The following is a 16,284-nucleotide window of genomic DNA, read 5'->3' as shown; positions in this document are numbered from 1 at the left end:
GCACGGCTCCGGCCGACCGGGACCGAGCGGTCACCGTCCCGAAAGGAACCGCCATGAAGCTGAGTGACGAGTTGCCCGTCGACCACAGGCTCGCGACGGTCTACCGCTACGGCGCCGCCTTCTGCGGCCTGGTGCTGCTGACCTTCGGCTGTCTCGGTTTCGCCGACGAGCTCAGTCCCTTCAACACCAACGGCCGTCACATCGCCGGTATGTCGACCAACGGCGTGCTGAGCCTCATCTCCGTGGTCGTCGGCCTCGTCCTCATCGGCGGGGCCGTCGTGGGCGGGAACTTCGCCTCCACGCTGAACATGACCGTCGGCACGCTGTTCCTGCTCAGCGGGTTCGCCCACATCTTCATCCTGGACCGCCCCGCCAACGTCCTCGACTTCGGGATGACCAACGTCATGTTCAGCTTCGTCATGGGGCTCGTGATCCTCACGTTCGGCATGTACGGGCGGGTCTCGAGCAAGCTGCCGCACGACAACCCGTACTGGCGCCGGCGCCACGCCCGTGAGGCGGCCCACGAGGCGCCGGCCCTGCGCCGGGCGCAGGGGGGTCCCGAGGTCTCCGCCGCGCGGGGCGCCCGTGCGCTCTCCTCCGCATCCGTGCCCCCGGCCGGCCGGCCGGGGAAGTGACCGACCGGCTCTCATCACAGGAGGCATGCCATGGACGTGCGATCCGCCCGGATCCTAGTGCCCGGTGCCACCGGCGACCTCGGCGGCGCCCTGGTGGACCGACTGCACCGGCTCGGCGCCGCCACGGCGGCGGCGGGACGGGACGAGGCCGCGCTGCGCAGGCTGTCGGACGCGTGCGGAGGCATCCCGACCCGCCGCTTCGACGCCTACGACCTGGACTCCTGCGCGCACACGGTGTCCTGGGCGGCACAGCGGCTCGGCGGCCTGGACGCCGTGGTCGTGTGCGTGGGGGTTCCCGCCTTCGGTCCGGCGGAGTCGGTGAGCGACGCGGTGGCCGAGCATCTCGTCACCGTGAACGCCCTCGCGCCCATCGCCTTCGTGCGCGCCGCGCTGTCCCTGGTGCGGTCGGGAGGGGTGCTCGCCGCCGTCACCGGCGTGGTCGCACAGTCGTCACCGGCCGGCATGGCGGACTACGCGGCGGCGAAGGCGACGCTGTCCGCCTGGCTGACCGCGGTACGGCGGGAACGGCGGCGTTCCGGGGTCGACGTCCTGGAGATCTGCCTGCCCCACCTGGCCACGGGGTTCGCCGGGCGGGCCGTGACCGGCAGTCCGCCGCCCCTGCCGGACGGGCTGCCGCTCGGGCAGGCGGTCGACGCGATCGTCGACGCGCTGTCGTCGGGAGGGCGCATGGTGCGTGCGGGCTCGGACGGAAACCTGGAAACGGCCGGTTAGGACGGCAACCGCCCCGCTCCCACCCATCCGTCGGCGCCGCCGCGACGTATCACCTACGGAGAGCGAGAGAGGGGGCCGAGATGAACAGCGCCTACGGTCGCTCCGCCTGTCGCTCGGTCCGCTGGGTGACCAGGTTGCGCACCGCCGTCCGCGGGCAGCTCGTCGACTGGGGCATGGGCGAACTCGCCGACGACGCGGGCCTCGTCCTCAGCGAGCTGGCCGCCAACGCCATCCTGCACGGCGAACCGCCGGTACGGGTGGCGGTGACGCTGCGCTGCGCCCGGGGCGATCCGCCCGCGGTGCGCATCGAGGTGACCGACTGCGGGCCGCCCTTCGACGCCGACGCCGTCCGCGCCCACTGGCGGCATCCCGCCTTCTCGCTCGGCGAGGAGGGCCGGGGGCTGTACGTCGTCGACGCCGTGTCCCGGGACTGGGGAGACCGGCCCACGGCCGGCGGTCACACGGTGTGGGCCGAGCTGGCCGTCGCCGTCTGAGGGGGGCTCCGCTCCCGCCACCGGCCCGGGGCAGGCATCATGACGGCACCCCGTTCCCCGTGTCCCGACCCACGACGGACAGCGCCCGCACCCCCGCGGGCGCCTCACGAAAGGACCGCTCGCACGTGCGGCAGCCTGCGGACAGCACGGTACGACCGGCCGGGAAGGCACTCCTCGTTCGGCATCGCCCGGTACCGGCGCGGGCGGCGGTGGTGATCCTGCACGGCGGGCAGGAGGAGAGCCGGCGGCTGTCCCGCCCCTGGCACCTGGCCGCCCTGCGGATGCGGCCCTTCGTGCGCGCCGTGGCGGCGGACTCCGGGCGCGACGACGTCCTCCTGGCGCAGGTGCGCTACCGCCATCGCGGCTGGAACGGCGCCCGTGCCGACCCGCTGCGGGACACGGAACGCGCCCTGCGCGAGCTGGACGACCTGACCGGCGGCCTTCCGGTCGTCCTGGTGGGCCACTCCATGGGCGGGCGCGCCGCACTGCGCGCCGCGGCGCACCCGCGGGTGCGCGCCGTGGTGGCGCTCGCGCCGTGGTGTCCGCCCGGCGAACCGGTCGGCCACCTGGCGGGCAAGCACGTCGTCGTCCTGCACGGCAACCGCGACCGCGTCACCTCGCCCGCGGCCTCGGTCGCGTACGTCCGCCGCGCCCGCGGGGCCGGGGCACGGGCCGCGATGGTGCTGCTCGACAACGGGGACCACGCGATGCTGCGGCGCCTCGGCGACTGGCACCGCACCGCATCGTCGGTGGTCGGGCATCTGCTGACTCCGGACGCCGCGGCCGCACCCCTTCCCGGGCCCGCCTGGACGGCCGCCGAACCCCCCGTGTGGTGACGGCCGGTCCGGGACGTCAGGGCACGGGCGGGGGTTCCGGCAGCGCGGTGTGGTCGGGATGGCCGCCGGTGCGGCGCTCCTCCTTCAGCCGCGCCTCGTACAGGTGGTTCCTTCCGCCGGCGAGCTCCTGGCGGGCGGCCGCCTCGAGGGCCTTGAACGGCTCGTAGTAGGTGGCGTCGTAGGCCTCGACGACCTGGAAGGTCCAGTGGCCCGGGATCACGTTGCGTCCCAGGATGTCGCGCTGCACCTTCTCGGCCCAGGCGCCGTGCCCGGCCGCGCGCAGCAGCTCCACCGCGCGGTCGAGCTCGAAGTCGGCGGTACCGGTGAGCTGGTGGAAGGAGTACAGGTGGCCGCGGGCGCGTTCGGTGGTCTCCAGCGCCTTCGACAGTGCGCCCAGCGCCTCCACGGTGGTGTCCGAGACTCCGGGCGGCGGCCGGTGGGCGGGGTCGGGGCCGTCGTCGTGATCGCTCATGGTGCACGGGTCTTTCGGTGGCGGCACTCGGTCAGGCGAGCACCCTGCGCTTCTGGGCCTCGAACTCCTCGTCCGTCAGCACCCCTTGGGCCTTCAGGTCGCCCAGCTGCTTCAGCTGCTCGATCTTGTTGTCCATGTCTTCCTCGGTGGACCGTGGTGGTGCCGCGGGCGCCGCGGGCGCGGGTGCCGCCGCCTGCTGGGCGGTCTGTTGCCGCTGTTGCTCGTAGTCCTGCTGCGCCCACCGTCCCGCCTGCCGCCGTGACACGCGGTTGGAGACCGCGGTTGCGGTTCCGGCGACCACGGCGGTGCGCGCGACACCGCGAATCAGTCCGGGCATGATCACTCGTCTCCCTTGCCGGTTGCAGAGGTGGTGGGGGGCGTTCAGGCGGCCGCGGATCCGCCGGGCGGCGGGGTCCCCTCCACGGCGTCCAGCGAGGCGAGAAGGGCCTGGACGGGGACCCGGCCGCTCGCCACGAGCTGCGCCCCGCTCCGGCGCAGCGCACGGGCCAGGGGCGCGGCCCACAGGTTCTCGTAGACGAGGACCGCGGCGGAGTTGCCGGGTTCCAGCGCCTTTCCGGCCTCGTCGACGTCGCCCTGGTCCAGCAGTCCGGACGAGGCGCCCTCGAAGACGGTGAGGTCCGTCTCGCCGCCCAGGTCCCGCAGCTCCAGGGCGGCGACGGACCCGTCGGCCTCCTTGCGGACGAAGGCGAGGTCGAGGATGCGGATGACGCCGCGGTCGACCAGATCGACCAGCAGCGGGAATCCCTCACCCGTCATGCGGTTGCCGGGGAACTCGACGACGAGGTAGTCGACGGGACCCATGTCTTCGACGTCGTTCATGGCCATTCCTCGGGAGCGGGACGGGGACCGGTGCGCGGCCGGCGGGGCGGACCACCCGCTCATTGCAGCACGCGGAGGAGGGCCCCGCACTCCGGGCCGTGCTCGGGGTCCGGCCCGGCGCCGAGCCCGGCCCACGGCCGTTTCGCCGTGCGGGACGGCCGTCGGGCAGGGGCCTGGAGCCCGGTCCCGTCCCTGCCGGGCACACGGGTCGCCCGGGACGGAACCGCAGTGCTAGAACTGGGGACATGATCGGACGTTTCCGCCGATCCCGTTCGCGAGCGGCTCCACCGCCCGGCGACCGGCGTTCGAGTGATCCGTCCCGTCGCCCGGTGCCCAGGAGCGTACCCGGACGGCGTCCGTCGCTCAGCGTGCGCACGCTCTCCACGCAGGTCTTCCTCCTCCAGGTCGTCGTCGTGCTGGTGCTCGTCGTGGCGGCGGCCGCAGCCCTGGTGCTGCAGGGGCGGCTCGACGGCGAGCAGAACGCCCGCAACCGCTCCATGGCCGCCGCCGAGGCCTTCGCGCACGCGCCCGGCACGGCACTCGCCCTCCAGTCGGCGGACCCGACCGCGCAGATGCAGACGGCGGCGGAGAACACCCAGCAGGCCTCCGGGGTGGACTTCGTGTCCGTGATGGACAAGGACGGCGTGCGGGTCGCCGATCCGGACCCGAGGCTGATCGGCACCCGGGCGGAGGGGGTCGGCCGGGCCGCGGCGGGCGAGGCCTTCACCGAGGACTTCCACGGCAAGCCGTCGGACGCCGTCCGGTCGGTGGTGCCGGTCCTGGACCAGAGCCGGCGGGTGGTCGGCATCGTGAGCGCCGGGATCCAGGTCGAGACCGTGGGACACATGCTCGACTGGCAGGTGCCCGTGGTGCTCGGTTCGGCGGCGCTGGCCCTCGCGCTCGCGACCGCGGGCACGGCCCTGGTCAGCCGGCGGCTGCGCCGGCAGACCCACGGCCTCGGGCCGGCCGAGATGACCCGGATGTACGAGCACCACGACGCGGTGCTGCACGCGGTGCGCGAGGGCGTGCTCATCATCGGCGCCGACGGCCGGGTCCTCCTCGCCAACGACGAGGCGCGCCGACTGCTGGACCTGCCTGCCGACGCCGACCTGCGGCAGGTCACGGAGCTGGGCCTGGGGCCGGGCATCACCCGGCTGCTGACGTCGGGGGAGGTCGCCTCCGACGAGGTGTTCCCGGCCGGCGACCGGCTGCTGGCGGTCAGCGTCCGGCTCACCGCACCGTACGGCGGCTCGCCGGGCGTGGTGGCCACGTTCCGCGACACCACCGAGCTGCGGGCCCTCTCGGGCCGGGCCGAGGTGGCCCGGGAACGGCTGACGCTGCTGTACGAGGCCGGGGTGCGGATCGGGACGACCCTCGACGTGCGCCGTACGGCGCAGGAACTCGCCGACGTGGCGGTCCCCCGGATGGCGGACTTCGTCACCGTGGAGCTGCTCGACTCGGTGCTGCGGGGCGAGGAGCCCACGGGCGCCGTACGGAGGATGCGGCGCACCGCGTTGCGCGGGTCGCGGACGGGGCATCCGCTCCAGCCGGTGGGTGATCTGATCCAGTTCGTGGTGGCCGACACGCCGACGGTGGCGGCGTTGCAGCGTGGCAAGGCCGTGCGCGTGCCCGACCTGCACGACGCCCGGGACTGGCGGGCCCAGGACCCGGAGGGTGCGCGGCAGGTGCTGGCGTACGGCATCCACTCGCTGATCACGGTGCCGTTGCGGGCGCGGGGCGTGGTGCTGGGCGTGGTGAACTTCTGGCGGGGCGCCGACGCGCCGCGGTTCGAGGAGGAGGACGTGGCGGTCGCCGAGGAGCTGGTGGCGCGGGCCGCCGTGGCGATCGACAACGCGCGCCGCTACTCGCGCGAGCACGCGATGGCGGTGACGCTGCAGCGCAGTCTGCTGCCCCGGGACCTTCCCGACCAGGAGGCGCTGGAGGTGGCGTGGCGGTATCTGCCGGCGCAGTCCGGTGTGGGCGGCGACTGGTTCGACGTGGTGCCGTTGCCCGGCTTCCGGGTTGCGCTGGTGGTCGGCGACGTGGTGGGGCACGGTCTGCACGCCGCGGTGACGATGGGGCGTCTGCGCACGGCGGTGCTGAACTTCTCGTCGCTGGACCTTCCTCCGGACGAACTGCTCGGCCATCTCGACGAGATGGTGATGCGGCTGGACACCCAGACGGCGGGCACCGACGGCGAGCAGGCGCCCGTCACGGGTGCCACCTGCCTGTACGCCATCTACGATCCCGTCGGCGGGCGGTGCACCCTGTCCCGCGCCGGTCATGTCGCGCCGGCCGTCGTGGACCCGCTGGGGCGGGTGACCTTCCCGGAGCTGCCGCTGTCGCCGCCGCTCGGGGTGGGTGAGCATCCGTTCGAGGCGAGCGAACTGGAGCTGCCGGAGGGCAGCCGGCTGGTGCTGTTCACCGACGGTCTGGTGGAGGACCGAAGGCGCGACATCGACGAGGGCCTCGATCTGCTCCGTTCGGCCGTCGGGCGCCCGGGGCAGACTCCGGAGGAGACGTGCCGGGCACTGATGGAGACGATGCTGCCGGAACATCCGAGCGACGACGTGGCACTGCTGGTGGCCCGGACCCGGCTGCTGGCGCCGTCCCGGGTCGCCACCTGGGACGTGCCGTTCGACGCCAGGGAGGTGTCCCGGGTCCGCACGGAGGTGAGCCGCCGGCTGGGCGAGTGGGGCCTGGAGGCGGAGTCGTTCGCCACGGAGCTCGTCCTGAGCGAGCTGCTCACCAACGCGATCCGCTACGGCGCCCCGCCCGTGCGCGTCCGGATGCTGCTGGGCAGGTCGCTGGTCTGCGAGGTGTCGGACGGCAGCAACACCTCACCGCGCCTGCGGCGGGCGGCCGCCACCGACGAAGGGGGGCGCGGTCTGTTCCTGGTCTCGCAGTTCGCCGACCGCTGGGGCACGCGCTACGTGGCCGACGGGAAGGTCATCTGGGCGGAGCAAATTCTGGACGGCACCCCGGAACCGGCCGCCACCGCAGCGCTGTTGGACGACATGGCCTGGTGAGGAACCATCGGCAGGACACCCCCGGCCGGGTACGGGCCGCGGGATGCGACGATGGAGCGCATGCGGAAAAACGGTGCGAGGCGGGCGGCGGCCGTGGTGGCGGTCTGCGGTGTGATGGCGATATCCCTCTCGGGGTGCGGCGGTTCCGGCCGTGCAAGCGCGGCCGGAGACGGCGCGCGGGGAGCGCACGGGGCACCGGACGGCACCGACCCTGAGCGGGTGCCCGGCATCGGGGACAGGCTGTGGCGGCGCGTGCCGGCCGACTCCCGGCAGGTGGTCGTGGTCTACGGCGCAGGCCCGAACTCCCCCGATGCGACCGGGGCCCTCTTCACCCGGCACGGCTCGACGTGGGAGCGCACCCGGTCCTGGGCGGCGCACAACGGCAGGCACGGCTGGACGACGGACCATCACGAGGGCGACCAGCGCTCCCCGGTGGGGGTGTTCACCCTCAGCGACGCAGGCGGTGTGCTCGCCGACCCCGGAGCCAGGCTCCCTTACACCAGGTCGGCGTCCTTCCAGGCCCCGCACTGGTGGAACAAGGCGTCCTGGCACGACTTCGACTACGTCATCGCCATCGACTACAACCGCGTCAAGGGCACCGCTCCCAACGACCCCACACGCCCGCAGGGGCAGGCCAGGGGCGGCGGCATCTGGCTGCACATGGACCACGGCGGCGGTACGTCGGCGTGCGTGTCCCAGTCCAAGGAGGCGATGCGCTACCTGCTGCGCACCCTCGACCCCGCCCAGCACCCCGTGGTGGTGATGGGGGACAAAGCCGAGCTGCGGGGGTAGGACTGCCGCGCCCGGCACCCGGCGCCGGGCCTCCTTCCCGTCCCTCCGGCCCGCTCCCTACCTCTCCGCTGCGTCGCGACGCGGCCAAGGGGTAGACGCGCAGGTGCGGACAGACGGAGAGGAAGGGATCACTGTGGACCGAACGTCGCTTCGGGCGGTGGGCTGGGCGCGCTCGCTGCCCATGGACCGCGAGGTGAAGGCGGCACGGGACTGGGCGCGCGAGCACTTGGACTCCCTGGGGTGGACCACCAACGCCCCGGAGATGGTGGACGCCGTTCTGCTGACCGTCTCGGAGCTGGTCACCAACGCGCACACCCATGCCCACAGCACCGCACAGCTGGTGCTGACGTGGGACAACCGCTGCCTGCACATCGCCGTGCACGACGCCTCCAGCAAGCTGCCCTCGCCCCGGTCGCCGAGCACCGAAAACCTCGGCGGCCGGGGCATGCTCCTGGTCGACGCCCTGGCCGACGAATGGGAGACCCGTTCCTGCCCGCACGGCAAGACGGTCACCGCGTGCTTCAGGCCGCCCCAGAACGTCGAGGCGGCACCCTGACACCCCGGACCGCGTGCGGCATGTGACAGCCCACAGCCCGCTATTGGATGCCGAGTCAAATCACTGAACCGTAACCTCCTTGCCGCTACCGGCGGTAACAGCTGGTCGGTACGGTCTCGTCTGCGCGGCCTCCATGGGCCTGGAGCATCCGCTGCAGTTCAACGGGCAGACCATGTCCGTCGGTTACGAGGATCTGTCGACCCACTTCGCGCCGCTGCTCAGCGACCAGGGCACCGCCGTCGCCTGGCTGACCGACCGTCCCGCGGGTAGGCCGGCCGCCTCCCACTGCTGGACCCTGCCCACACAGCCCTGACCGCCCGCGCACGGAGACGAAAGAACCCCGCCCCCGGATTCCGGGGGCGGCGTCTCGTCGAGCGCTGGGCAGGCCTTGCACCTGCATCTCCCCGCGGGAAGCGGGGCGTCTTTCCTTGGACCACCAACGCAGCGCCGGGTACCGGTTCTTCGGTGCCCTGCTCGCGATCGACCGTAGCACGCCAGGGCCGGCCGGGCACGTCCACCGGCACGCGGGGGTGACGGGCGGGCGGGCGCCCGTCACCCCCGTGCGCCCACCGCGGCGACCGCGGCGAGCGCGGACACCAGGGTCACCGTGGTGACCAGCAGGGCCAGGCAGCGGGCGCGGAGTTGGCGGTAGCGCTTCTCGTACTCGGCGCGCAGCGACCGGCTCCGGTCGGCCACCCGCTGCAGATCGGCGCGCGCACGGGACAGGCATTCGCGCACGTAGTGCCGTTCGACCTCGTCCCGCTGCGCCCCGGTGAGCCAGTGCAGGGGCTCGGTGAAGGAGCGGGCGCGCTGCTCCGCCTCGGCCACCCGGGCCTGCCAGAGGAGGTAGCCCTCGACCTGGTTCACCGTCTCGGCGGCCAGGGCCGCGTCGCCGGCTCCGCGGCGGCCCCCCGCGTCCGTCATCGGCGGACTTCCAGGTTCTCCCGCCTGTCGGTCAGGGCGAGTTCGGGGTGGTGCAGGTCGAACGCCGGGGACTCACTGCGAATCACCGGCATGGTGACGAAGTTGTGCCGCGGCGGCGGGCAGGAGGTCGCCCACTCCAGCGAACGGCCGTAGCCCCACGGGTCGTCGACGTGGACGGTCCTGCCGTACTTGGCCGTCTTCCACACGTTGTAGAGGAAGGGCAGCATCGACAGGCCCAGCAGGAAGGACCCGATGGTGGACACCGTGTTGAGGGCGGTGAAGCCGTCGGCGGCGAGGTAGTCGGCGTACCGGCGGGGCATGCCCTCGACGCCGAGCCAGTGCTGGATCAGGAAGGTGGTGTGGAAGCCGACGAACAGCGTCCAGAAGGTGATCTTGCCCAGGCGCTCGTCGAGCATTTTGCCGGTCATCTTCGGCCACCAGAAGTGGAAGCCGGCGAACATCGCGAAGACGACGGTGCCGAAGACGACGTAGTGGAAGTGGGCCACCACGAAGTAGCTGTCGGAGACGTGGAAGTCCATCGGCGGCGAGGCCAGGATGACGCCGGTCAGACCACCGAAGAGGAAGGTGACCAGGAAGCCGGCCGACCACAGCATGGGCGTCTCGAAGGACAGGCTGCCCTTCCACATGGTGCCGATCCAGTTGAAGAACTTCACTCCGGTGGGTACCGCGATGAGGAAGGTCATGAAGGAGAAGAACGGCAGCAGGACGCCACCGGTGACGTACATGTGGTGCGCCCACACGGTGGCCGACAGGCCCGCGATGGCGATCGTCGCGCCGACCAGGCCCATGTAGCCGAAGATCGGCTTGCGGGAGAAGACCGGGATGACCTCAGTGACGATGCCGAAGAACGGCAGCGCGATGATGTACACCTCGGGATGGCCGAAGAACCAGAACAGGTGCTGCCACAGCAGCGCACCGCCGTTGGCCGAGTTGTAGACCTGGGCGCCGAACCTGCGGTCCGCCTCCAACGCGAACAGCGCCGCCGCCAGCACCGGGAAGGCCAGCAGGACCAGCACCGCGGTCAGCAGCACGTTCCAGGTGAAGATCGGCATGCGGAACATCGTCATGCCCGGGGCGCGCATGCAGATGATCGTGGTGATGAAGTTGACCGAGCCGAGGATGGTGCCGAAACCGGAGAAGGCCAGACCCATGATCCACAGATCGCTCCCGACGCCGGGCGAGTGCACCACGTCGGACAGCGGACTGTAGGCGAACCAGCCGAAGTCGGCCGCGCCCTGCGGGGTGAGGAAGCCGCCGACCGCGACCAGCGAGCCGAACAGGTACAGCCAGTAGGCGAACATGTTCAGCCGCGGGAAGGCGACGTCGGGGGCGCCGATCTGCAACGGCATGATCCAGTTGGTGAAGCCGGCGAACAGCGGTGTCGCGAACATCAGCAGCATGACCGTGCCGTGCATCGTGAACGCCTGGTTGAACTGCTCGTTCGACACGATCTGCAGTCCCGGGCGGGCCAGCTCGGCGCGCATCAGCAGCGCCATCACGCCGCCGATCAGGAAGAACGCGAACGACGTGATCAGATACAGCGAGCCGATCGTCTTGTGGTCGGTGGTGGTCGCCCACTTGACCACCACGGCTCCGGGCCGCAGGGGACGACGGGCCCCGACGGTTTCCTGCCCGGTCTGCTGAACATCTGTCATGGGGCCCGACACACGCTTTCCTAGGAGTTCTGGGACCACGAGTACCGCGCGCACACCGCAGGACTCGGCATCATCCTCGCGCTCCCGGCCAGGGATGGGACGCCGCCTGTCACCGACACGGACCAGCGCCGGACGGAAACCACCCGTTCGGCCCACGCATGGATACGGCCGAAGGGGTGGCCGGCGCCTCGGGTCGCGCGCCGCGTGGCCGTCAGACGCGGTGGCGGGCGGGGGTCTTGCCCAGTTCGGCGGTGAACTGGGCTCCCGTGAGCAGGGCGAGGTTGGAGAGCCAGAGCCAGATCAGGAAGACCACGACGCCGGCGAGGGAGCCGTAGAGCCTGCTGTAGGCCCCGAGCGCGGAGGCGTACAGGGCGAAGGCGGCGGAGACCACGAGCCACAGGGCCGCGGCCAGCACGCCGCCGGGCAGGCTGCGGCCGTGCCGGCGTGCCTGGACCGGCCCGGTGTGGAACACGACGACGACCAGGACCACCGCGAGACCCATCAGCAGCGGCCAGCGCAGCAGGCTCCAGACCCACGCGACGGTCGCGTCGAGACCGAGGAACCGTCCGACGGACTCGGCGACCGGCCCGGTGAGGATCAGGACGAGGGCGCTGACGACGAGCAGTCCGAGGAGGACCAGGGCGGTGAGGACGATGCGGTGCGCCCTGCGCCAGGGCGAGCGGTGGTCCTCCACCCGGTGCATCCGGTGCAACGCGCGGCGGAAGACGGCCAGATAGCTGGAGGCCGACCACAGGGCGCTGCCGGCGCCGGTCACCAGAAGGGTCCAGGTCGTGGAGTCGGCGCGCAGCATACGCGCCAGGACGTCGTGCAGTTCGGCGCCCGACTGCGCGGGGGCGTAGGCGGTGACCTGACCGATGAACCGCTCCGCGGTGTCGGGGCTGATCAGCCCGAAGGCGATGACGGTGGCGAGCAGCCCGGGCAGCACGGCCAGGATGGCGTAGTAGGTGAGCGCGGCCGCGTAGTCGGACACGTCGTCGTGCCACATGGACACCGGAGTGCTGCGCAGCGCCGGCCACCACGCGGCGGGCGGGCGGGGCAGCGCGCGGGGCAGGCGTCCGGTGCTCTGGGTGCGTGATTCAGCGGACATGCGGCATCCGGTGGGAGCGGCCGCTGAGGCGGATCCGGCTGTTGAGCGTGCAGGGGGCCGCCGCCTCCCCGGCCTGCGACAGAAGGCGGGTGAAGGAGCCCCGGTCCGAGACCGTGGTCGTGCCCCGTTCCGGGACCGTCGTGGTGTCCCGCTCCGGAACCGTCATGCTCCCCCGCCCCGGCCCGGTGGTCATCGGCGGCCCCGTTCGACAAGGTCCCGCAGGTCCCGGACCCGGCCGCCGCCCTCGAACCACCGGCCCGCCGCCCAGCCCAGGGCACCCAGCGCGGCCACGAGCAGGAACGCTCCGAAACCGCCGAACCAGCCGGCGAACGCCAGGGCCATACCGGCGATCATGCCCACGAACGCGGTGCTCATCCTCGTCCACCTCTCACCGTGTGTGTCGCTTCCCGTCGCCTCGGGGGACTAGGCCACGCGGGACTCGGCAGTCGCCTCCTCGGCGTCGTCCCCGGGCAGGTGGACGTCGTTGACGGTGACGTTCACCTCGACGACGTCCAGGCCGGTGACGCGTTCGACGGCGGCGACGTTCTCCCGGACGTCCCGGGCCACGTCGGTGCCGGGAACGCCGTACTCGACCACCAGGCCCAGGTCGATGGCCGTCTGCCGCTCGCCCACCTCGGCCTTCACGCCCCGGCCCACGTTCGGCCGGCCGCCGGGCACGCGGTCGCGCACGGCGCCGATGGTGCGGGACAGGCTGCCGCCCATGGCGTACACGCCCGGGATCTCCCGGGCCGCCATGCCCGCCACCTTCACCACGACGAGGTCGGCGACCGAGGTCCGGCCGCGCGTGGCGGCGGGCTGGTCGGCGCCGGTGGTGCCGCCCGCCAGGGCCGTCGTGGCCTGCTCGGTCCGTACGGAGCGGGGAGCGGAGGCCGTGGGGGCGGTCGGCGAGGTCTGCGTGGTCATGAGCCGTGTCCTCTCTGCTGCGGGTGAACTGCTCTCACTGCGTCAGACCCGGCCGAGCCACGTCTGTGACGCGGATTCCCCGAAAATTCCCCGGCGCTCCTGCCGGTCGTGCGTCCGCTTCGCATCCGATCACGGAATTCCGCGCAACAGGGCACCACGCTGCCGTGTCCAGCGATCAGGACCGATCGAGAGGAGCCGCCCGGTGGCGGGGGCCCGCGGAGACACCGCACGCCCGACGGCGGACGGCGGGGTGGACGACGCCCGGCTGTCCGACGATCTGCTGGCCGTCCGGGCGGCGGAGGGTGACGAGGAGGCCTTCGCGCCGCTGATGCGCCGTCACGCCCCGGCGCAGGTACGGCCGGCCACCGGGATGCTCGGCAGTCCGGTGGAGGCCGAGGACGCCGTCCAGGACGCCTTCATCAGCGCGTGGCGCAGGCTGCCGGAGTTCCGACGGCGGTCGGCCTTCGGCACCTGGATGTACCGGATCGTCACCAACCGGTGCCTCAATGTGCTGCGCGCCCGCAGGCCGGTCAGTCCCCTGGACACGTCGAAGGACCGACTCCGACCTGCGCGCGGGCCTGGAGCAGGACATCGCCAGGGCTGTGGAGGACGTGCCGGGTGTGGCCTTCCTCAGGCCGGGCGTTTCCGGGCGGCTGCGTTCCCATCCCACCAAGGGCGGCCACGGCCGGGCCGGAGGCCGGCCGGCGTGCGGATGAGCCGGGCGGGGACGACGGCGCCTGGCAGGCGGACATCCACCTCGTGGCCCTGGCCGGGGCCCGGACGGTCGACGTGGCCCGCGCCGTCCGCGGCGCCGCGGGGGAGCGCATGGCCGCCGGACCTTCCGGGGGGCGGTTCCGGCCCGTGTCACCGTGTCGGTCACCGGGCTGGTGTGACGCCCCGCGCCCGGCCGCCCGTGACCGGCGGCGGCCCCGGCGGGTGCAGGCGTCCGGGGACCGGTGCATGGCGCTCGCAGACAGCCGTGGGCGAACGCGGAAAGCCGTACGGCCGACGCAGACAGCCCTACGGCGGACGCCCGACAGCCGTTTCGCAGACGCGGAAAACCGTACGGCGGACGCAGACAGCCGCCCGTGACGGGCGGCCGTGCGTCAGGGCGGCCGGTCGTCACGGGCGGCTGGGCGCGGGGTGTCCGGCCGGCGGCCGGACAGCGCGGGGCGCGGGCGCGGTCAGGAGGCGCTGAGCATGCCCTCGCGGAGCCGGGTCAGCAGGCGGGACAGCAGCCGGGAGACATGCATCTGGGAGACGCCGAGGCGTTCGCCGATCTCCGCCTGGGTGCGCTCCTCGACGAAGCGCATGTGGATGATCTGGCGGTCTCGTTCGTCCAGTTGGGCTATGAGCGGCGCCAGCGCGTGGAAGTCCTCCACCAGCTCCAGGGCACCGTCCTGCTCGCCGATGAAGTCGGCCAGCACGGTCTCACCGTCCTCGCTGCCGCCGATCGCGGCGTCCAGGGAGGCGGAGTTGTAGCCGTTCGAGGCCAGCCTGGCCTCGATGACCTCCTCCTCGGACAGGCTCATCAGCTGCGACAGTTCCTTCACCGTCGGCGTGCGGCCGAGCCGGCTGCTGAGCTCCTCGGTGGCGCGGGCCAGCTGCACGCGCGCCTCCTGGAGGCGGCGCGGCACGTGGACGGCCCAGGAGGTGTCCCGGAAGAAGCGCTTGATCTCACCGACCACGTAGGGAATGGCGAAGGAGGTGAACTCGACCTCGCGGGCCAGTTCGAACCGGTCGATCGCCTTGATCAGTCCGATGGTGCCGACCTGGACGATGTCCTCCATCTCGCCCGGCCCGCGGCTGCGGAACCGCGCGGCGGCGAACCGCACCAGGGACATGTTCATCTCTATCAGCGTGTTCCGGGCGTACTGGTGCTCGGGCGTGCCCTCCTCCAGGACCGCGAGCTGGTCGAAGAACAGCTTGCTCAGCTCGCGGGCGTCCTTCGGGGCGACCTTGGAGGGATCCTCGACCTCCGGCAGCCGCACCGTCCTCGTCTCCACCGCCGCTGCCGCCGTCGCTGTCGCCGTCATCATGCCCCTCCCCTGCTCGTCGGTCCCGTGCCTGACCACGGTGAGCACCGGATACCCCCGACTTACGCATACACACCCGCGTGCAGAAAGTCGTGCGGAAAAGACGGACGCCGTACGGGCGTCACTCGATGGTGAGCACCTCCGAGACGGGGCGACGCGGCGTCACGACGCCCTGGGGGCCGTAGCCCAGGCGCAACACCATCTGGACCGGTCCCTCCCCGGCGACGGGGTCCCGGCTCAGCCCGCGCAGGTCGCCGCTCTCCAGCAGGTGCGAGGTCAGCGAGCCGGCCAGACCGGCCAGGGTCGCCCTCAGCAGGACGCGCTCCAGGGCCTGGCCCGCGCGCAGCCAGTCCGCCGGGCTGTCGCTCGGGGTGCTCAGCAGTGCCAGCTGCGGACTGCGCTCGAAGGCGGTCGCCCCGCGGTCGGCCGTGGTCCGGCGGCCGGCGAAGTCGCGCCAGGGGGCCTTGCCGTCGGTCTTGCGCGGCCCGAAGGCGTATTCGGGCACGCCGTCGACGGCCGTCTCCGCCTCGGCGCCCAGCCGGGTCCAGTGCTCCAGTTCCTCACGTCCGGCGGGGTCCGACTGGTCGCGGGCCTCGGCGTCGCGCACCAGTTCCAGGACGAAGTCGCCGTGCCAGGGCTGGGCGAAGGCGAGCGAGGCCCCCTCCTGCTCGGCGGCCTCATGCAGGTCCTCCCGTACGGGCTGCGGGATCGGCTGGTCCGTGAAGGGGTGCCGGCTGGTGTGCCGCCGCCGGAGCGCGGGGTGCAGCCGCGCCAGTTCGTCGTCGGGCCCGCCGGGGCCGGCGGGCGCGAGGCGCAGCGCGGCCAGCAGCTGCGGGTCGCCGGGGTCGGGCAGCAGCCGGACCTCGGGCGTGAGCCCCTCGTGCGCGGCGGCCACCCGCAGGTTGAACAGGGCCGCGCCGCAGCCGATGTACAGCGACCGGTTGTCGGGGTCGGTGCGCGGCATGGCCCGTGCGAGGTCGGCACGCAGTTCGAGGACGCCCTCGTCCGTCAGGAAGCGGAACGTCCAGGGCTGCGCGTTGTGCATGGACGGGGCGAGGACCGCCTCCGCGACGAGCGCTCCCACCGTCCCGACGTCGATGTCTCCCGCGGTCATCGGACCGTCTCCTCACCGGCCGGCGACGGACGCCGGCCCTGTTCTAGCAGTACCCGAAGGCGGGCTTCGTCACAGCTCGGCCCGCCTCCGGGTCCGGCGATCCGTTCCCCGGTCGC

At 72.8% G+C, this 16,284-nt stretch carries 19 protein-coding genes and 1 pseudogene; 9 read left to right on the top strand and 11 right to left on the bottom strand.

The features are described from left to right. The first annotated feature begins 53 nt into the window (after positions 1–53). The 4 genes from ACF1A5_RS07580 (at position 54) to ACF1A5_RS07565 (ending at position 2,697) form a co-directional block, all read left to right on the top strand. Positions 54–635 carry a DUF4383 domain-containing protein gene (locus tag ACF1A5_RS07580; RefSeq protein ID WP_392191902.1) on the top strand — a complete coding sequence of 194 codons (582 nt, stop codon included), beginning with the start codon at positions 54–56 and terminating at the stop codon, positions 633–635. A gap of 30 nt (positions 636–665) precedes the next feature. Continuing rightward, positions 666–1,367 (top strand): SDR family NAD(P)-dependent oxidoreductase, encoded by a 702-nt coding sequence (locus ACF1A5_RS07575; RefSeq protein WP_392191901.1) that lies wholly within the window; start codon positions 666–668, stop codon positions 1,365–1,367. Between the two features lie 80 nt (positions 1,368–1,447). Beyond that, positions 1,448–1,861: an ATP-binding protein gene (locus ACF1A5_RS07570; RefSeq protein WP_392191900.1), complete on the top strand. Its 414-nt coding sequence runs from the start codon at positions 1,448–1,450 to the stop codon at positions 1,859–1,861. 125 nt (positions 1,862–1,986) lie between these two features. Beyond that, a complete protein-coding gene (locus tag ACF1A5_RS07565; protein ID WP_392191899.1) occupies positions 1,987–2,697 on the top strand; it encodes an alpha/beta fold hydrolase in 711 nt (236 codons plus the stop codon). A 16-nt stretch (positions 2,698–2,713) separates the two neighbouring features. On the opposite strand, the gene ACF1A5_RS07560 is transcribed toward ACF1A5_RS07565, so the two are convergent. From ACF1A5_RS07560 to ACF1A5_RS07550, 3 genes are read right to left on the bottom strand one after another with little or no spacing between them, the layout of a single operon-like run. Beyond that, the gene (locus ACF1A5_RS07560) at positions 2,714–3,169 is read right to left on the bottom strand and encodes a hypothetical protein (RefSeq protein ID WP_392191898.1); all 456 of its coding nucleotides are present in this window, start codon (positions 3,167–3,169) and stop codon (positions 2,714–2,716) included. Between the two features lie 31 nt (positions 3,170–3,200). Further along, on the bottom strand, positions 3,201–3,506 hold the full coding sequence (locus tag ACF1A5_RS07555; protein ID WP_392191897.1) for an SHOCT domain-containing protein: 306 nt from the start codon (positions 3,504–3,506) through the stop codon (positions 3,201–3,203). A gap of 44 nt (positions 3,507–3,550) precedes the next feature. Then, complete coding sequence (locus tag ACF1A5_RS07550) at positions 3,551–4,009, bottom strand: DUF6325 family protein (protein WP_392191896.1); 459 nt, start codon at positions 4,007–4,009, stop codon at positions 3,551–3,553. A 245-nt stretch (positions 4,010–4,254) separates the two neighbouring features. Between ACF1A5_RS07550 and ACF1A5_RS07545 the strand changes: the two genes are divergently transcribed. The 4 genes from ACF1A5_RS07545 to ACF1A5_RS07530 all read left to right on the top strand — a co-directional run bounded on the left by ACF1A5_RS07545 (position 4,255) and on the right by ACF1A5_RS07530 (position 8,699). Beyond that, positions 4,255–7,038: a SpoIIE family protein phosphatase gene (locus ACF1A5_RS07545; protein WP_392191895.1), complete on the top strand. Its 2,784-nt coding sequence runs from the start codon at positions 4,255–4,257 to the stop codon at positions 7,036–7,038. Positions 7,039–7,098: 60 nt separating this feature from the next. Next, on the top strand, positions 7,099–7,830 hold the full coding sequence (locus tag ACF1A5_RS07540; protein ID WP_392191894.1) for a hypothetical protein: 732 nt from the start codon (positions 7,099–7,101) through the stop codon (positions 7,828–7,830). Positions 7,831–7,963: 133 nt separating this feature from the next. Beyond that, positions 7,964–8,386 (top strand): ATP-binding protein, encoded by a 423-nt coding sequence (locus ACF1A5_RS07535; protein WP_392191893.1) that lies wholly within the window; start codon positions 7,964–7,966, stop codon positions 8,384–8,386. 133 nt (positions 8,387–8,519) lie between these two features. Next, positions 8,520–8,699: a hypothetical protein gene (locus ACF1A5_RS07530; RefSeq protein WP_392192111.1), complete on the top strand. Its 180-nt coding sequence runs from the start codon at positions 8,520–8,522 to the stop codon at positions 8,697–8,699. Between the two features lie 239 nt (positions 8,700–8,938). Here the strand turns inward: ACF1A5_RS07530 and ACF1A5_RS07525 are convergent, their stop codons facing one another. The 6 genes from ACF1A5_RS07525 to ACF1A5_RS07500 all read right to left on the bottom strand — a co-directional run bounded on the left by ACF1A5_RS07525 (position 8,939) and on the right by ACF1A5_RS07500 (position 13,018). Continuing rightward, on the bottom strand, positions 8,939–9,310 hold the full coding sequence (locus tag ACF1A5_RS07525) for a cytochrome C oxidase subunit I (RefSeq protein WP_392191892.1): 372 nt from the start codon (positions 9,308–9,310) through the stop codon (positions 8,939–8,941). Next, positions 9,307–10,986, bottom strand: a complete 1,680-nt coding sequence (gene ctaD, locus ACF1A5_RS07520) for a cytochrome c oxidase subunit I (protein ID WP_392191891.1) — start codon at positions 10,984–10,986, stop codon at positions 9,307–9,309. Before ctaD ends, ACF1A5_RS07525 begins: the two co-directional genes overlap by 4 nt. A 211-nt stretch (positions 10,987–11,197) precedes the next feature. Then, positions 11,198–12,094 (bottom strand): YihY/virulence factor BrkB family protein, encoded by an 897-nt coding sequence (locus ACF1A5_RS07515; protein WP_392191890.1) that lies wholly within the window; start codon positions 12,092–12,094, stop codon positions 11,198–11,200. Continuing rightward, entirely contained in the window at positions 12,084–12,260 is a 177-nt protein-coding gene (locus ACF1A5_RS07510; protein ID WP_392191889.1) for a hypothetical protein, read from the bottom strand. The genes ACF1A5_RS07515 and ACF1A5_RS07510 overlap by 11 nt, the downstream gene beginning before the upstream one ends. Positions 12,261–12,283: 23 nt before the next feature. After that, positions 12,284–12,469, bottom strand: coding sequence for a hypothetical protein (locus tag ACF1A5_RS07505; protein WP_356183213.1), 186 nt, complete (start codon positions 12,467–12,469; stop codon positions 12,284–12,286). A gap of 48 nt (positions 12,470–12,517) precedes the next feature. After that, entirely contained in the window at positions 12,518–13,018 is a 501-nt protein-coding gene (locus ACF1A5_RS07500; protein WP_392191888.1) for an Asp23/Gls24 family envelope stress response protein, read from the bottom strand. A 250-nt stretch (positions 13,019–13,268) separates the two neighbouring features. Here ACF1A5_RS07500 and ACF1A5_RS07495 point away from each other — a divergent pair. Beyond that, positions 13,269–13,586, top strand: a pseudogene (locus tag ACF1A5_RS07495) (RNA polymerase sigma factor); the annotation flags it as partial. Between the two features lie 616 nt (positions 13,587–14,202). On the opposite strand, the gene ACF1A5_RS07490 reads toward ACF1A5_RS07495, so the two are convergent. Continuing rightward, entirely contained in the window at positions 14,203–15,057 is an 855-nt protein-coding gene (locus tag ACF1A5_RS07490; protein ID WP_392191887.1) for a SigB/SigF/SigG family RNA polymerase sigma factor, read from the bottom strand. A 118-nt stretch (positions 15,058–15,175) separates the two neighbouring features. Beyond that, a complete protein-coding gene (locus ACF1A5_RS07485; protein ID WP_392191886.1) occupies positions 15,176–16,168 on the bottom strand; it encodes an Acg family FMN-binding oxidoreductase in 993 nt (330 codons plus the stop codon). Between the last annotated feature and the right edge of the window lie 116 nt (positions 16,169–16,284).

The organism is Streptomyces sp. NPDC014864, from assembly GCF_043081525.1.
Lineage (GTDB): Bacteria > Actinomycetota > Actinomycetes > Streptomycetales > Streptomycetaceae > Streptomyces.
The sequence above is the reverse complement of the archived record's forward strand: the minus strand, read 5'-3'. Positions and strand labels throughout refer to the sequence as shown.

Bases quoted from the DNA above. Each gene is read 5' to 3' on its own strand.
- ACF1A5_RS07510 (WP_392191889.1), bottom strand. From the start codon at position 12,260: ATGACGGTTCCGGAGCGGGACACCACGACGGTCCCGGAACGGGGCACG.
- ACF1A5_RS07570 (WP_392191900.1), top strand. From the start codon at position 1,448: ATGAACAGCGCCTACGGTCGCTCCGCCTGTCGCTCGGTCCGCTGGGTG.
- ACF1A5_RS07560 (WP_392191898.1), bottom strand. From the start codon at position 3,169: ATGAGCGATCACGACGACGGCCCCGACCCCGCCCACCGGCCGCCGCCC.
- ACF1A5_RS07550 (WP_392191896.1), bottom strand. From the start codon at position 4,009: ATGAACGACGTCGAAGACATGGGTCCCGTCGACTACCTCGTCGTCGAG.
- ACF1A5_RS07490 (WP_392191887.1), bottom strand. From the start codon at position 15,057: ATGATGACGGCGACAGCGACGGCGGCAGCGGCGGTGGAGACGAGGACG.
- ACF1A5_RS07545 (WP_392191895.1), top strand. From the start codon at position 4,255: ATGATCGGACGTTTCCGCCGATCCCGTTCGCGAGCGGCTCCACCGCCC.
- ACF1A5_RS07515 (WP_392191890.1), bottom strand. From the start codon at position 12,094: ATGTCCGCTGAATCACGCACCCAGAGCACCGGACGCCTGCCCCGCGCG.
- ACF1A5_RS07500 (WP_392191888.1), bottom strand. From the start codon at position 13,018: ATGACCACGCAGACCTCGCCGACCGCCCCCACGGCCTCCGCTCCCCGC.
- ACF1A5_RS07525 (WP_392191892.1), bottom strand. From the start codon at position 9,310: ATGACGGACGCGGGGGGCCGCCGCGGAGCCGGCGACGCGGCCCTGGCC.
- ACF1A5_RS07555 (WP_392191897.1), bottom strand. From the start codon at position 3,506: ATGCCCGGACTGATTCGCGGTGTCGCGCGCACCGCCGTGGTCGCCGGA.
- ACF1A5_RS07580 (WP_392191902.1), top strand. From the start codon at position 54: ATGAAGCTGAGTGACGAGTTGCCCGTCGACCACAGGCTCGCGACGGTC.
- ACF1A5_RS07505 (WP_356183213.1), bottom strand. From the start codon at position 12,469: ATGAGCACCGCGTTCGTGGGCATGATCGCCGGTATGGCCCTGGCGTTC.
- ACF1A5_RS07530 (WP_392192111.1), top strand. From the start codon at position 8,520: ATGGGCCTGGAGCATCCGCTGCAGTTCAACGGGCAGACCATGTCCGTC.
- ACF1A5_RS07575 (WP_392191901.1), top strand. From the start codon at position 666: ATGGACGTGCGATCCGCCCGGATCCTAGTGCCCGGTGCCACCGGCGAC.
- ACF1A5_RS07485 (WP_392191886.1), bottom strand. From the start codon at position 16,168: ATGACCGCGGGAGACATCGACGTCGGGACGGTGGGAGCGCTCGTCGCG.
- ctaD (WP_392191891.1), bottom strand. From the start codon at position 10,986: ATGACAGATGTTCAGCAGACCGGGCAGGAAACCGTCGGGGCCCGTCGT.
- ACF1A5_RS07540 (WP_392191894.1), top strand. From the start codon at position 7,099: ATGCGGAAAAACGGTGCGAGGCGGGCGGCGGCCGTGGTGGCGGTCTGC.